This window comes from Streptomyces sp. SID13031, from assembly GCF_010548305.1.
Taxonomy (GTDB): domain Bacteria; phylum Actinomycetota; class Actinomycetes; order Propionibacteriales; family Kribbellaceae; genus Kribbella.
The window spans coordinates 128,107-142,956 of record NZ_JAAGLV010000010.1 but is presented as its reverse complement, the minus strand read 5'-3'; the positions used below and the strand labels follow the sequence as shown (position 1 = coordinate 142,956).

Annotated in this window: 13 protein-coding genes; 4 read left to right on the top strand and 9 right to left on the bottom strand. The window is 68.6% G+C overall.

Annotated features, from left to right (window positions below):
• Positions 1 to 351, bottom strand: coding sequence for a holo-ACP synthase (locus G3I17_RS20985; RefSeq protein ID WP_164598854.1), 351 nt, complete (start codon positions 349 to 351; stop codon positions 1 to 3).
• 84 nt (positions 352 to 435) lie between these two features.
• Here G3I17_RS20985 and coaA point away from each other — a divergent pair, with 84 nt between their 5' ends.
• Complete coding sequence (coaA, locus tag G3I17_RS20980; RefSeq protein ID WP_203590534.1) at positions 436 to 1,398, top strand: type I pantothenate kinase; 963 nt, start codon at positions 436 to 438, stop codon at positions 1,396 to 1,398.
• Between the two features lie 148 nt (positions 1,399 to 1,546).
• Here coaA and G3I17_RS20975 read toward each other — a convergent pair whose 3' ends face one another.
• The 7 genes from G3I17_RS20975 to G3I17_RS20945 form a co-directional block, all read right to left on the bottom strand.
• Positions 1,547 to 2,509 (bottom strand): hypothetical protein, encoded by a 963-nt coding sequence (locus tag G3I17_RS20975; RefSeq protein WP_164598850.1) that lies wholly within the window; start codon positions 2,507 to 2,509, stop codon positions 1,547 to 1,549.
• An 82-nt stretch (positions 2,510 to 2,591) separates the two neighbouring features.
• Positions 2,592 to 3,788, bottom strand: a complete 1,197-nt coding sequence (locus G3I17_RS20970) for an MFS transporter (RefSeq protein WP_164598848.1) — start codon at positions 3,786 to 3,788, stop codon at positions 2,592 to 2,594.
• A gap of 69 nt (positions 3,789 to 3,857) precedes the next feature.
• Positions 3,858 to 5,141, bottom strand: a complete 1,284-nt coding sequence (locus G3I17_RS20965) for a PLP-dependent aminotransferase family protein (RefSeq protein ID WP_164598846.1) — start codon at positions 5,139 to 5,141, stop codon at positions 3,858 to 3,860.
• Entirely contained in the window at positions 5,141 to 6,226 is a 1,086-nt protein-coding gene (locus G3I17_RS20960; RefSeq protein WP_164598844.1) for an alpha-hydroxy acid oxidase, read from the bottom strand. The genes G3I17_RS20965 and G3I17_RS20960 overlap by 1 nt, the downstream gene beginning before the upstream one ends.
• Positions 6,219 to 7,148 (bottom strand): alpha/beta hydrolase, encoded by a 930-nt coding sequence (locus G3I17_RS20955; protein WP_164598842.1) that lies wholly within the window; start codon positions 7,146 to 7,148, stop codon positions 6,219 to 6,221. Before G3I17_RS20955 ends, G3I17_RS20960 begins: the two co-directional genes overlap by 8 nt.
• Positions 7,149 to 7,190: 42 nt before the next feature.
• Positions 7,191 to 8,408, bottom strand: a complete 1,218-nt coding sequence (locus tag G3I17_RS20950; RefSeq protein ID WP_164598840.1) for a cytochrome P450 — start codon at positions 8,406 to 8,408, stop codon at positions 7,191 to 7,193.
• 4 nt (positions 8,409 to 8,412) lie between these two features.
• Positions 8,413 to 9,708 carry an SGNH/GDSL hydrolase family protein gene (locus G3I17_RS20945; protein WP_164598838.1) on the bottom strand — a complete coding sequence of 432 codons (1,296 nt, stop codon included), beginning with the start codon at positions 9,706 to 9,708 and terminating at the stop codon, positions 8,413 to 8,415.
• 194 nt (positions 9,709 to 9,902) lie between these two features.
• On the opposite strand from G3I17_RS20945, the gene G3I17_RS20940 reads away from it, so the two are divergent.
• From G3I17_RS20940 to G3I17_RS20930, 3 genes are read left to right on the top strand one after another with little or no spacing between them, the layout of a single operon-like run.
• Positions 9,903 to 11,465, top strand: coding sequence for an AMP-binding protein (locus G3I17_RS20940; RefSeq protein ID WP_164598836.1), 1,563 nt, complete (start codon positions 9,903 to 9,905; stop codon positions 11,463 to 11,465).
• Positions 11,462 to 12,697 carry an MFS transporter gene (locus tag G3I17_RS20935; protein WP_164598834.1) on the top strand — a complete coding sequence of 412 codons (1,236 nt, stop codon included), beginning with the start codon at positions 11,462 to 11,464 and terminating at the stop codon, positions 12,695 to 12,697. Before G3I17_RS20940 ends, G3I17_RS20935 begins: the two co-directional genes overlap by 4 nt.
• Positions 12,694 to 13,350, top strand: a complete 657-nt coding sequence (locus G3I17_RS20930; RefSeq protein ID WP_164598833.1) for an SGNH/GDSL hydrolase family protein — start codon at positions 12,694 to 12,696, stop codon at positions 13,348 to 13,350. The genes G3I17_RS20935 and G3I17_RS20930 overlap by 4 nt, the downstream gene beginning before the upstream one ends.
• A gap of 226 nt (positions 13,351 to 13,576) precedes the next feature.
• Here G3I17_RS20930 and G3I17_RS20925 read toward each other — a convergent pair whose 3' ends face one another.
• The gene (locus G3I17_RS20925) at positions 13,577 to 14,836 is read right to left on the bottom strand and encodes a cytochrome P450 (RefSeq protein WP_164598831.1); all 1,260 of its coding nucleotides are present in this window, start codon (positions 14,834 to 14,836) and stop codon (positions 13,577 to 13,579) included.
• Positions 14,837 to 14,850 lie beyond the last annotated feature (14 nt).

Here is a 14,850-nt window from a genome sequence, read left to right as displayed (position 1 = left end):
TCAGCCCTCCAGGACGACGACCGCCGACGCGATTCCGGCGTCGTGGCTCAGCGACAGATGCAGGCTCTGTACGCCGAGGCGCGCGGCCTGCTCCGCGACCGTACCGGTGATCTCCAGCCACGGCCGGCCGGTGTCGTCGGTCCATACCTCCGCATCGTGCCACTGCATCCCGGCCGGCGCGCCGAGCGCCTTGGCGAGCGCCTCCTTGGCCGCGAACCGGGCCGCCAGCGACGCCGGTGGCTTCTTCGCCTCCGCCTCGGTGAAGACGCGATCACGCAGCATCGGGGTCCGTTCGAGCGTTTTCATGAACCGCTCGACATCGACCACATCGATGCCCACGCCGACGATCATGGGGTCCCTGGTGTGACAACTGCCACACCCACAGTCTCGTTGCCGCACATGCCGGTCAGCGTATCCCCGCCAGGTGTGGGAAGAATGGGCCCCATGCTGCAGCCGTCGCGGGAGGTGACCCCGTACACCGAGCTGGACCGCGCCGCCTGGGCCCAGTTGGCCGAGACGACCGAGTCGCCGCTGACGGCCGAGGAGATCGAGCGGCTGCGCGGTCTCGGTGACGAGATCGATATCGACGAGGTCCGCGAGGTCTACCTGCCGCTGTCCCGGATCCTGTCGCTCTACGTGAGGCACGCCCGGGCGCTGCACACCGACACCGAGGCGTTCCTGGGCAAACCGGCCGCGACCCGCACCCCGTTCGTGATCGGCATCGGCGGCTCCGTCGCCGTCGGCAAGTCCACGACCGCCCGGTTGCTGCGCGAACTGCTCGCCCGCTGGCCCGAGCACCCCCGCGTCGCGCTGGTCACCACCGACGGGTTCCTCTGGCCGAACGCCGAGCTGGAGCGCCGCGACCTGATGCAGCGCAAGGGCTTCCCGGAGTCGTACGACCGTAAGTCGCTGCTGCGCTTCGTCGTCGAGGTGAAGTCCGGCATGGACAACGTCGAGGCGCCGGTCTACTCGCACCTGCACTACGACCGGATGCCCGGCGTCCGTACCACCGTCGAGCAGCCCGACATCCTGCTGCTCGAGGGCCTGAACGTGCTCGCCCCCGCCCCCCGGCACGCCGACGGCAAGAGCGGCCTGGCGGTCAGCGACTTCTTCGACTTCTCCGTGTACGTCGACGCGGCGGCCGACGATATCCGCTCCTGGTACGTGCATCGCTTCCTGAAGCTCTGGGAAACGGCCTTCCGCAACCCGGAGTCCTACTTCGTCCGCTACGGCGAACTCAGCCGCGCCGAAGCCGTCGCCAAGGCCGAATCCCTCTGGGACGGCATCAACGGCCCCAACCTCCGCGAAAACATCCTCCCCACCCGCTCCCGAGCCACCCTGGTCCTCCGCAAGGGCGCCGACCACGCAGTCCGCTGGGTCCGCCTCCGCAAACTCTGACCCACCGGCCCTAGCCCCGGCCACCCGCACGACTTCGTGCACCACGTGAGTACTTCGAGGCCGCCGAAACGCTCACGTGGTGCACAAGGTCCTCAACCGGGGGCGCCGCGAGTGCGGCGTCCCCGGTGGTACTGGTGGTTCGGGGGGGTTACTCGCCGACGAGCTGGTGCCAGTAGGTGGTGAAGGGTGCGGTGGCGGTGCCGTCGAAGACCTGCGGGATCTTGCCGTAGGCCGTCATGGCGGTGGCCGCGCCGTTGAACTTGCTGAACGCGTACTGGTCGCCGGAGTCGGTGTCGTGGTCGACGCCGACGATCAGCGAACCGCCCTTGACGCCACAGCCGTGGGCCGTCAGGCCCTCGTACGCCGCGAAACCGGTGCTACGGACGAGCTTGAGAACCGGCTTGGCCGTGGCGGTGACCGGGATCCGGACGGTGTAGAGCGCACCGGCCTTCGTCGTCATCAGGAGCGTGTCGTAGGTCGCCGTCTCGCTGACCACGGTCATCGCCTTGAACGACTTGAAACCGGCGAACGAGCCGAGCGACTTGAACGCGGTGCCGACCTGCGAGTAGCGGTACAGGCTGCCGTTGGCGTTCAGGCCGTACAGGTAGCTGTGCCGCGGCTTCATCAAGGTGTAGTTCGACGTCGCGATGGTCTTGAAGCTGGTCCAGCCGGACCCGACCTTCGTCGCCACCGGCGTGTGGACGTTGGTGTTCATGTTGATCGTGGTCGTGTGCCGGTACAGGTTGCCACCCTGCAGGAACAGACCGTAGTAGTACAGCTGCGTTTGGGCGGCGTTCTCGTTCAGGTAGAAGGTGCCGGAGGCCCGGACACCGACGAACTGGAAGTTCTCCCACGGGTCGGACGCCGGCGGCTTGGCCGGCGAGATGTCGGATGCCGTGACGGAGCCGTCGGCCCTCACCCAGCCGACCCAGCTGGCGCATTCGGCGGCCGCGGCGGACTTCACCGAGGCTCCCTGCTTCGCCTGGGCGACCTTGGTCTTCACGGACGGCTTGGGGTCGGCCGAACCGGCCGCGACGGCCGAGCCGGAGACGGCGGTGACGGCGAACAGGCCGGCCCCCGCCAGCGCGAGCGCGAGGCGCTGCAGTTTCATTTAAGGAGTCCCCCTCCAGGGCAGAAACGCCGATCTTGTCTAGACCGGCCGAGAATCGAGCAGACTGTAGCGCGGCGAAGTGTCAACGATCGAACTGTTCAACCACCGCTTCAACCACCCCGGTAGCAGGGATCACAGCGGCCAGCACGATTCCGGCGGTGAGTGCGAACGCGATCGGGTAGCCGGTGCCGGCGACGACGAAACCGAAAGTGATCGCGCCGATACCCCAGCCGCCGTCGTAGGCGAGATTCCAGAGCGCGCTGACCTGGCCATAGCGCAACTCGGGCGAGCGGTCGTACATGATCGCCAGCGTCAGATTCTGCGCGGCGCCGAAGCCTAGGCCGAAAAGTGCGGCGCCGAGGATGACGGCTACCGGGCTGCCGATGAAGACGAGCGAGCCGGCTCCGAGCGCAGCCAGCAAGACGGCGGGCGCGAGCAACTTCGCCGGTCCGACGCGGTCCCCGACCCGTCCGGCCAGCCACCGGGCGAGCGGCGCCGTGGTCGCTTGGATCAGCAGCGCCATAGTGACCACGAGGTGGTTGGCCGATCCCAGCGGCAGGAAGGTCACACTGATGCCGGCGGCAACAGTCACGGCTGCGAAGACGAAGGTCGGCATCAGCAGGCCGCTCCCCCGCAGGCCGCCCAGCACCTTCACGTGTTGCTCTTCCAGGCCGGTACTACGACGTGGCAAGCCCGGCAGCATCGCGAGACCCGCCAGCGAGGCGATCGCGGCGAGGACGAAGAGCGCGTCGTACCCGACCACGGTGGTGAGGTAGACGCCCAGCGGAAGCCCGATCGCGGCGGGCAGACCGACCACGACGCCGTAGATCCCCAACCCCTCGCCGCGACGGTGAGCCGGCGTGATCTCGGCGACCAGCGCCACCGCGCCGACGACCATGATCGCCAGCCCGGCGCCGCGGACGACACACACCGCGAGCACGAGCGGGAGTGCCGAGGTGAACACCAGCGCGACCGACGGCGCTCCCAGCAGAACGAGGCCCAGCCCGAGCGTCCCGAAGTACCCGAATCGCCTGAGCATCCGCGGGACGAGCAGCTCCACCGCGACGGCAGACAGCATCATCGCGCCGGTGGACAGTCCCGCGCCGATCCCACCGGATCCGCTTGCCGCCAGATAGAGCGGCACCACCGAGGTCAGCAAGTACATGCTCAGCCCCGACCCGAACACCATCACCAGCAACCGCCCGAACGCCGGCGTCACCAGCCGCTCGACAGCGAGGTCGTTCGGCGTGGTCGGGAGCTCGCAGGCGATGTCGGTCATGCGACCACCGTAGAAACTGACCGGTCTGCTCTACAGATCCAGTTCATGCAGCGGCAAGAGGACCAGTTTCTAGAGGTGGTCGTTGATCAGGGCTGCGAGGCGGTCGAGGGCGGTGTCGATCTGGAGGGCTGTGACGGAACTGCAGGAGAGGCGGAGGGAGTTGGTCGGGGCGTCGCCGTCATAGAAGTGGCTCATCGGGGTCCAGAGGACGCCGTAGTCGCGGGCGGACTTCTGCAGCAGCGCGTCGGTGACCGGGAACGGCACCGTTACGACGATGAAGAAGCCGCCGGAGGGAACGGTCCAGGTGACTTCGCCGGTGGGGAAGCGGGCGGCCAGGCCGTCGGTGATGGCGCGGAGGTTGGCGGCGTAGATGGTGCGTTCGCGCTGGGTGGCGGTGACCAGGCTGCAGTCGTTCTGGAGGAGTTTGCCGCCGATCACCGCCTGGGCGACGGCGGAGGTGTTGACCGTCAGCATGCTCTTGATCTTGGAGAGTTCGTCAGCGAGCAGGCCGACCGTCCCGTCCGGGGCGGCGACGGTCTGGTCGGCCACCAAGTAGCCGACTCGGGCGCCCGGTAGCGCTGTCTTGGCGAAGGAGCCGAGGTAGATCACTCGGCGGTCGGTGTCCAAGGCCTTCAGGGTCGGTACGCGGTCGACGCCAGCGGCGGGGAAGAGCCCATAGGGGTTGTCTTCGAGCAGCAACAGGTCTTCCTGCATTGCGATCTCCAGCAACCGTTGCCTCGTCTCCAGGTCGAGGCTGAGGCCAGAGGGGTTGGCGAAGTCAGGCATCACGTAGCAACCCCGGGGACGGAGACCGTCGGCTCGGGCACGCTTGACGACGGCAACGAGATCGTCGAGGTCGACCCCACAGTTGCCCCCGGCAACAGGCAGTACCGGGAGGTCGACGAGTCGGGCGGCGCCGGTGATTCCGACGTAGGCCGGGGAGATCGCGAGCAAGACGTCGGCCGGGCTCGCGCGGAGCGCGCGGAGTACCAGGACCATCGCTTCCTGGCAGCCGACCGTCACGACGATCGCGTCGGGGTCGACCGTGATCCCCTCGTCGGCGGCGAGGTTGCGGGCGACCAGCGGGTGGATGATGCCCTTGGTCCGGCCGTACTGGAAGATCGCCCGCCGGACGCCCGCCTCGTCGTAGCCGAGCTCGTCGCGCAGATACTGGCTGAACGTGTCGAGGTAGGAGTGCAGATCCTCGAGCGCGTAGAACTCCTCGTACGGCCGGCCGGCCGCGAGCGAGATCGCGTCGGGGTAGTGGCCGGCGATCTCGTTGAGGAAGTTCATCGAGTTCAGCGCGCGGTCGGTGAGCGAACCGTGCAGGTCGGTGACGTCCAGATCGGCCATCAGGCCCTCCCGGTGGTGAGCCGCGCGACGGCGGCGACGTTCGCGCAGCCGGCCAGCAGCATCGCGTCGGCCAGTTCTCTGCGCAGCAGGTCGAATGCGTTGCCACAGGCATCGACAGCAAGGGCCCAGAGCAACGGCCGGCCGACCAGTACTGCGGATGCGCCGAGCGCGAGCGCCCGCAGGACGTCGGTACCACTCCGGATCCCGCTGTCGAGTAGTACTGAACATTCCTTGCCCACGGCATCCACGATCGGGGGCAAGGCGTTGATCGACGCAACGGCTCCGTCCAGTTGCCGACCGCCATGGTTGGACACGACGATGCCATCGGCACCGATCTGGACGGCCTTGACGGCATCGCGCGGGTCGAGAACTCCCTTCACCAGCAGGGGAAGATCGGTCCTCGACTTCAACCACTCGAGATCGCGCCAGGAGACAGCGGGCTCGAAGGCAGAGGCGGTGTGGGCGGCGACGGCCGACAACCCCGGCACGCCGGTATGCGCCTCGGTGCGAGCGCCGACGAGGTTGGCCGCACCCACGTCGGGCGGCAGCGCGAAGGCGTTCCGCACGTCGCGCAATCGGCGACCCATGACGGGAACATCCACCGTCACCATCAACGCGCCGCAGCCGGACTCCTCGGCCCGGTCGACGAGCGACTCGATCATCGCCCGGTCCCGCAACCAGTACAACTGGAACCACGAAGGCGCTACCTTCGCGATCTCCTCCAACGGATAGCTGCTCAACGTGCTGATCACATACGGAACCCCCGCCGCGGCAGCAGCCCGCGCCAGCGCCAACTCTCCGTCAGGATGTACCAGCCGCTGATAAGCCATCGGCGCAACCACCACAGGCATCCCCGCCGCCGCCCCAACCAACCGGCAAGCCGGGTCGGCAGCCTCAACCCCCGCAAGCACCCGCGGCACGAGGGTCACCGAGTCGAGAGCGGCTCGGTTGAGCCGAAGAGTCGTCTCGCTGCCACTTCCCCCAGCAACAAACTCGCGAGTGGCAGCAGGCAGAACCCGGGCTGCCAGCCCCTCGAAATCGGCCACGCTTACGGCCGCGGGCGATGGGACCTGCGGGTCAGGCATCGGCGAAAGTTTGGCGGAGCCAGGCGGCTGAGTCGGTGAGAGCCTTGCGGGCGGCGTCCAGGACGCCGGACATGGTGTAGAAACCATGGACCATGCCGTCGTATCTGGTCAGTTCGGTGGGGACACCGGCGGCGTACAGCTTCTCGGCGTAGTACTCACCCTCATCGCGCAGGGGGTCGAACTCGGCGGTGATGACGAGGGCAGGCGGCAGGCCGGCGTGAGATGCCGCCAGGAGTGGAGACGCCAGCGGGTTGGTGCCGTCAGCGTCGTTGGGGAGGTAGTGCTTCCAGTACCAGTTCACTGACGTTCGATTGAAGAGGAACGGGTCGTCGCCGGCTCGCATCGAGGCGGTGTCCGAGCCGTACAAGGTGTTCGGGTAGATCAGTAGCTGTGCTGCCAGAGAAGGCCCGGATTCCCTCGCCAGCAAGGTTGTTGCGGCCGCAAGGTTGCCTCCGGCACTGTCTCCGCCGACTGCCAGGCGAGCAACATCGACCCCGAGCTCCACCGCGTGAGCGGCGATCCACTGGGTGGCGCGATGGCAGTCGTGCACCGCGGCGGGGAAGGGGTTCTCGGGCGCCAGTCGATACCCGACGGCGATCACCTGGCACGGTACGAGGTTGGCCAGCCGCCGGCAGACTCCGTCACCCGTCTCGATGCTGCCGAGCGTCCAGCCGCCGCCGAAGAAGTAGACCAGGGTCGGCAGCGGCCCGTCTCCCGCCGGGCGATAGATCCGCAGCACCAGACCGGACTCCTCCATCACCAGATCCCGGACGTGATGGACGGGGTCGACGTCGCCGCCGCCCGCCTGGATGGAGGCGAGATCGGCGGCGCGAGCCTCGGCCAGCGTCTGGGTGTAGAGCTGCGGCACGTTGTCCGCTTCGCGCTTCGCGCGCAACTCCTCGACCTGCGGATCCAATGGCATGGAAAGACCTCTCACATCAACGGGCGGGGATCTCACCGGCGGTCATGTTGCCACCGGCATCGACTTGTACCCGCGCAGGAACTGCTGCGGGTTCCGCACCGGCGGGCGGGCGGACCGCAACGAGGGGAACCGCTCCAGCAACCGGGGAAAGGCGATCCGCGCCTCCGCCCGGGCCAGCGCCGCACCGAGACAGTAGTGCGGCCCGGCCCCGAAGCTCAGCGGCTTGACGTCGACCCGGCGGGCGTCGAAGGCGTCGGGGTCGGGGTAGCGCTCCGAGTCCCGATTGGCCGCGCCGAGCACCACCAGCACGATCTCCTTGGGCGGAATGACCGTGCCCGCCAAGGAGGCCTCGACCTCGGACCAGCGCGCAACGAACTGCACCGGCGCCTCGTACCGCAGTACCTCCTCGACGAAGGCGGGCGTCGCGGCGGCCGTCCGTAGCTCGGGCTGGTCGAGGAGCATCCACATCCCGTTGCCGATCAGGTGGATCGTCGTCACGAAGCTGGCGTTGAAGAGCACCAGCAGATTGCAGATCAGGTCGTCGTCCGACACCTCGTGCAGGCCCGCGTCGACCGCCTCGACCAGCTGGCTGATCAGGTCGTCGCTCGGCGCCTTGCGGCGCTCGGCGATCAGCGTTCGGTAGTACTCGGACAGCTCACGCGTCGCCTGGTCGGCGGCCGCCAGCACCTCGTCGGTCTTGCCGACCACATCGAGAAAATCGTTGATCCGTTCGACCCGGGGCCGGAACCACGTCAGGTCGGCCTGCGGGATGCCGAGCAGCGCGGCGACCACGCTGCTCGGCAACGGATAGGCGAACTCCGACATGAAGTCCGCCTCCCCGTCGACAGCCAGCCGCTCGGCCAGCTGGTCCATCAGACCGTCGACCAGCCGGCCGACCGCCGGTTCCAGCTCGGCCACCCGGCGGGGCGTGAACACCTGCTGGAACAGGCGTCTGGCCTGCGTGTGCCGGGGACCGTTGCTGTACATCATCGAGTTGTTGAGCACCGTCAGCAGCGGGTGCTCCCGCCACTCGGGACCGCTGAGCTCGTCGCTGAACACGTCGTCGGCAACGAGGAACCGCGGGTCCCGCAGCAGCTGATCGGCTGCCTCGTAACCGGTGACCACCGCCGCATATCCGGCTCCGCCTTCGAGAAGACTGACGGGGCCCAGCTTGTGGAGTTCGGCGTAGTACCGGTACGGATCGTCCAGACCGGCTTCGCTGAAGAGTCCCTTGAGCACTTGATCGGCGGCGGTGGTCATCAACTCACCGGACCAGCTTCAACGGGATCGAGTTGGCCATCGCCTGGTAGCCGGCGTCGCTCATGTGGATGTGGTCGCCACCGTCGTACGCCGCCAGCAGCTTGTCCGGCGAGGCAGGGTCCCGGACGGCCTTGTCGAAGTCGATGATGCCGTCGAACTCGTCCTGCGTGCGCAGCCACGTGTTCACTGCGACCCGGGTCGCTTCCTTCTCCGGCGTCCAGCCGCCCGGCGTGGTGAAGCCGGCGTACGGCGTGATGGTGGCGCCGATGCTGCCGATGTTCTTCTCCAGCAGCTGGCTGTTGATCTGCTTCAGCGCGGCGATGATCTCGTCGGCGCCGGCGCCGTTCATCCAGATGTCGTTCACCCCGAGGTGCGTGATCACGGTGCGTACGTCGGTCTGCGCGTAGACGTCCTCGTTCAGCCGGGCCAGCGCGTTCAGCCCGAGCTGCTCGGTGCCACTCGGGCCACCGAGGATGAGACCGCTGCTGTCCTGCAGCAGCCGGTTGCCGGCTTCGCCGACGTTCAGGACGCCGGGTGCCTTCTTCCCGCGCTCGGCGACCAGCCGCTCGGCGAGCTGGTCGGGCCAGCGGTTGTTGGCGTTCGCCGTGCTGAGCAGGCCGTCGGCGATCGAGTCGCCGAGCACGACGATCGAGCCCGAGGGCTTGTCGGTCACCACGTCGACACCGGACAGGAACGTCCAGCAGCACGCACGCGTAGTGATGTACGGCGTACCGTCCGCAGCTCCTGTCAGGTCACCCGGACCGAAGAAGTTCTGCTGGTTGGACGACGCGTGCCAGCTGGTCGGGCCGGTCGCGGTCGGATAGAAGACGCTGATCACCAGCGTGCTCAGGTCCGGCACCTCGAGGTTGATCGGGTCGCTGAGCAGCTCGGCGCCCTTGTTCATCACCGCGGTCGGCGAGCCGCCGTTGAAGGTCAGCGAGCGCTTGGACGCGACGTCGATGTCGGACTGCACCGGCGTACTGGTGTCACCCTTCGCCACGGTGGCCGCACCGATCTGCACCGGCCGGTCGCCGTAGATGTTGGTGAACCGGATCCGGATCTTGTCGCCCCCCACGGACGGCCGGACCACGTAGCGAGCGCTCTGGTTGTTGAGGCCGGTGGCCGTGAACCCGGCCGACTCCGGCTTGACGATGCCGGTGGACCAACTGCCCACCCACTCGTCCCGGCCGCCGGACTTGTCGGCCGTCTGGGCCGACGAGCCGGTGAAGACCAGGGCCGAGCCGGCCAGGGAGACGACGGCCGCTAGTGCGGCCGATCTGACGGTACTGGGAATGCGCATGGAACAACCCCCCAATGGGTTGACGCGCGGCGGGCAAGAAATACCCCTGCGCGAGTGACGGTGTCGAAAACCTAGTTCCGGATCCCTGACACGTCAACGGGTGTTTTGAATTGTCCGCTTGAATTCACCCGACGACTGGCCGCCGGGAATTTCTGGAAGTACAGTCGCCCCGGATACCGAAGGGGTGGGGCGCCATGTCGGTCGATTTCGTGCTGGACGAAAACCTGGAGCGGTCCGGTTCCTATGTGGTCGCCGCGCTCCGGCTTTTCGCGGACTACGGCGAGGCCGAGGCGATCGTCGCCGGCGGCCGGCGGCTCACGTTCGCCGGGCTGCGCGCGCAGGTGCTCGACCTGGCCGCGACGCTGCAGGACCGCGGCATCAGCGCCGGGGCCGGCGTGCTCGTACTGGCCGGCAACACGCTCGAGCTCCCGGCACTCCAGCTCGCGCTGCACCTGGTCGGCGCCCGGACGATGTGGATCGCACCGATCGCCGGCCGCCGCGAGATCGAGGCGTTCGCGCGGCTGTCCGAGGCGGACGTGTTCGTCTACGACGCCCGGACCAAGGCCGTCCTCGGCGAGCGCCTGGCCGTCAGCCTCGCAGTACCGGTGCACTGTCTCGGCGAAGGCGGATTGGGGCCAGACCTGCTGACCCCGCCGACCAGCGCGTACCGGCCGGAGTACGGCGAGCTGTCGCCCGCGACCTGCCTGCAGACGAGCGGGACCACCGGGGAGCCGAAGCTGGTGCATCACCGGCAGGCGTTCTACGAGCAGATCCTGACGCTCGCCGCCGACTACCTGGCCGCCGGGCTGCCCGTGCTGCGGCACCTGTCGCACTCGCCGATGGCGTTCGCGAGCGGGCAGATCACGAGCTTCTTCAACCTGTTCATGGGCGGCGTGCTGTTCCTCGAGGACGACTGGGACGCGGGCCGCGCGCTCGCCACGATCGAGCGCGAGCGGATCAACTCGACGTACGTGTCGCCGCCGCTGCTCTACCAGCTGCTCGACCACCCGGACCTGCCGACGACCGACGTGAGCAGCCTGTTCATGCTCAACGTGGGCGCCGGGCCCGCCGCGCCATCGAGGCTGCGGCAGGCGATCGAGCGCTTCGGGCCGGTACTGCGGATCGTGTACGGGTTGAGCGAGGTCATCGTGGTCACGGCTCAGCCCGGGCTCACCGAGGACCCGGAGCACCCTGAGCGACTGCGCTCGTCGGGTACGACGTACGGGGACGTGCGGGTGGAGATCCGCGACGCCGACGGTAACCGGGCGGCGCCGGGCCAGACGGGTGAGATCTACGCGACGAGCAAGCTCCGCTTCGCGGGGTACTGGGGTCGCCCGGACCTGACCGAGCGGGCCATCGTCGACGACTGGGTGCGCACGGGCGACCTGGGCTACCTCGACGCGGACGGGTTCCTGTACGTCGTCGATCGCGTCCAGGACACGATCGTCACCGGGTCGAGCAACTGGAACGTCTACTGCCGCCCGATCGAGGACCTGCTCCAGTCGCATCCAGGCGTCCGGGCCGCGGCAGTGATCGGCGTACCGGATGAGGCTTTCGGTGAGGTGCCGCACGCGTATGTGGTCCGGTACGACGGTGCCGTGGTGACCGCGCGGGAGCTGCAGACGCTGGTCCGCGACGAGTTCAACGAGATGTGGATGCCGCGCACGATCGACTTCCTCGACGAGCTGCCGCTGACCTCGGCGCACAAGGTCGACAAGGTGGCTCTGCGGGCGCGGCATGCCGCGCCGTCGGCATGAACAGGCGTAAGGCAGGGCTGATCGCCCTGTTCGGCGCGGACATCCTGTCCGCGCTCGGCGACCGGGTGTCGATGATCGCGATCCCCTGGCTCGTCCTGATCAGCACCGGCAGCCCGGCGAAGATGGGTCTGGTCGCGGCGGCCGAGATGCTCCCGTACGTCGTATCGGGGGTGCTCGCGGCGCCGCTGGCCGACCGGTTCGGGCTGCGCCGGACCTCGATCGTGACGGATCTCGGCAGCGCCGCCGCGATGGCCGCGATCGTCCTGACGCCCGGCTTGTCGTTCGCCTGGCTGTGCCTGCTGGTCGCCGTCGCGGGGGCGTTGCGCGGCTGCGGTGACCGCGTCAAGCACGTGATGCTCAAGCCGATGGCGGACGCGGCCGGAGTCAAGATGATCCGCGTGACCTCGTCGTACGAGGGCTTCAGCCGGACCGCGACGCTGGTCGGCGCCCCGCTCGGCGGGCTGCTGATCGCCTGGATCGGGCCGAACCAGGCGATCGCCGTGGACGCGCTCTCGTTCGTCGTCTGCGCCTCGCTGATCGCCTTCTTCGTCCGGCTCCCGGCGCCTGCGGTCACGGATGCTCCGGCGGCGCTGAGGGAGCCGTACTTCCAGGCGTTGCGGGGCGGGTTCGCCTACCTGCGCAAGGATCACTTGCTGCTCGGGATGATCGTGATGACCTTCTTCCTGAACGTCTTCAACCAGGCCGGTACCGGCGTGTTCGTACCGCTCTGGGTCGAGCAGGTGCTCGTCTCGCCGGCCGCGCTCGGGCTGCTGTTCGGCGGGTTCGCCGCGGGAGCACTGCTCGGGAACGTGATCTTCACCGTGCTCGGGCCGCGCCTGCCGCAGTACTCGTCCTTCGTCATCGGTGCGGCGATCGGCGGCGCTCCCCGGCTGTTCACGCTCGGGCTGTCGGATCGGCTCTGGCCGGTGATCACGGTCAGCTTCTGCTGCGGGATCGCGAACGCGGCGGTCAACCCGGTGATAGGCGCGACCCTGTACGAGCGGGTGCCGGCCGCGCTGCAGACGCGCGTGTTCGGGGTGGCCGGCGCGATCTCGTTCATGGGGGTCCCGATCGGCGGCGTCCTGGCGGGCTGGAGTGCGGCGGCGTTCGGGCTGCGGCCGGCTCTGATCGGCTCCGGGGTGGTCCTGCTGCTCGTCACGCTGGTACCGGTCTATCGCTGGTGGCGGGACCCGGTCGAGCTCCCCCACTACAGCGCCAAGGAGGCTGCATGATCACCGAGGCCACTGACGAGTACTGCCTGGCTGAGGGCGAGTCGGCGAAGCTGCTGACCGGGCACCCGTGGCGGCGCTTCGTAGTACTGGGCGACAGCGTGGCCGAGGGCCTGTGCTCGCCTGTACCTGGGTACTCCGAGCTGCAGTGGGCCGACCGCCTGGCGGCTGAGCTCCAGGTCCCCGACTACCTGAACCTAGGCGTCAGCGGCCTCCGGACCCGCGAGATCCTCGCCACCCAGCTAGCCCCCGCGCTGGCCTTCGAGCCCGACCTGGCGCTCGTCGTAGGCGGCGGCAACGACGCCTTCAGCGCCCGCTACGACCCCGACCGGGTCGACGGCGAGCTGACCGAGCTGGTGACAGCGCTGCAGGCGACGGGTGCCGACGTGATCACCCTCGGCATGTTCAACGTCTCCTACTCCCCCGCCGTCCCCGACTGGCTCCGCCCCGGCCTCCGCACCCGGATGACCGAGCTCGCCGAGCGCACCCAGGCCCTCGCCACCCGCCTGGGGACGATCCACGTCCACCTCACGGACCACCCGCTCTCGAGCGACCCGACCCTCTACAGCCCGGACGGCCGCCACGGCACCGCCCGCAGCGACGCGGTCGCCGCAGCCGAGACGATCCGCCGCTTGGGCGCCCACCTCGCCCGCTAGCGCGTGGTCCCTTTGTCATGCTCGAAACCGGTCAATAAATAGCCGATTAATTGCCGTATCTGGGCATGGTGAACCGCATTCAGGGGTTTCCTCAATACAGTGCGCGGACGATCACTAATTGTGTAGCTTGAATTCGACTTCGGGCGCACTCGGAACTGGCTGCTTCAGCCCTCAGGGCGAGCCCCTGATCGCAATTTCCGAGCACCGCCGAAATGGCGTCACCTCGTCACCCGGCGGCATCAGCAGTACCTCCGGCCGTGACCAGGGCCCGATCCGTCACCGTGATCGGCAGGGACTTGTAGCCGCGCAGGATCAACTGGTCCGTCCGGACCGGCTCACTGCCGAGCGCCAACTGCGGGAACCGCTCGAGCACCAGCGGCAGCGCCAGCTGCGCCTCGGCCCGCGCGAGCGCAGCCCCCAGGCAGTAGTGGACGCCGGCACCGAAGCTGATCGGCTGGTTGTCGGCCCGCGCCGGATCGAACCTGTCCGGCTCCGCGAACCGCCGCGGATCCCGGTTGGCCGCCCCGGTCAGTACTGCGACCAGCTCCCCCTCCTTCAGCGGTACGCCGAGGAGCTCCGTGTCGCGACCCGCCACCCGGATGAACACGTGCGCGGGAGTGTCGTAGCGCAGGACCTCCTCCACGTACGCCGGCATGAGCTCCGGCGTACTCCGGATCTCCGGCCGCGCGAGCAGGAGCGGCAGCGCGTTGCCGAACAGGTGGATCGTCGTACTGAAGCTGGCGTTGAACAGCACCAGCAGGTTGCCCACGAGCTCGAGATCCGTGACCTCGTGCTCGCCGTCGCCGATCGCCCGGGTCAGATCGCTGATCAGGTCCCGCTGCGGATCGGCCCGGCGCTTCGCGATCAGCTCCAGGTAGTAGTCGGTGATCCGGGTCGCGGCCTGGTCCGCCGCGGCCAGCACGTCGGATCCCTTGCGGCGGAAGTCGAGCCAGTCGTTGATCAGGTCGACCTGCGTGCGGAACCAGCTGATGTCCTCGTCCGGCAACCCGAGCAGTCGCCCGACCACCCGGGCCGGCAGCAGGTAGGCGAACTCGGCCATGTAGTCGACCTCGCCGCCGTCGGCCCCGAGCTCGGCGACGCCGTCCAGCAGCTCGGCGGTGATCCGGAGGACGTCCGGCTCCATCTCCTGCACCCGGCGCGGGGTGAACACCTTGCGGAACAGCCCGCGCATCCGGCCGTGCCGGTCGCCGTTGCTGAACATCATCGAGTTCATCAGCGTCACCAGCACCGCGTGGTCGCGCCAGCCCGGCGTCATCGGCTCCATCCGGAGCGCGTCGTGCACCTCGAACGAGGTGTCCCGCAGGATCCGGTCGACGGCCCGGTAGCCGAAGACGGCCGCGGCGTACGGCAGCTCGGGCGCCGTCACCGGCAGCACCTCGCCGAGCCGGTGCAGCTCGGCGTACAGCGGGTACGGGTCGTCGGTCCCGTCGGCCGCCAGCGCCCGGAAGATCTCGTCCGCAGTCATTTTCTCCCCCAATT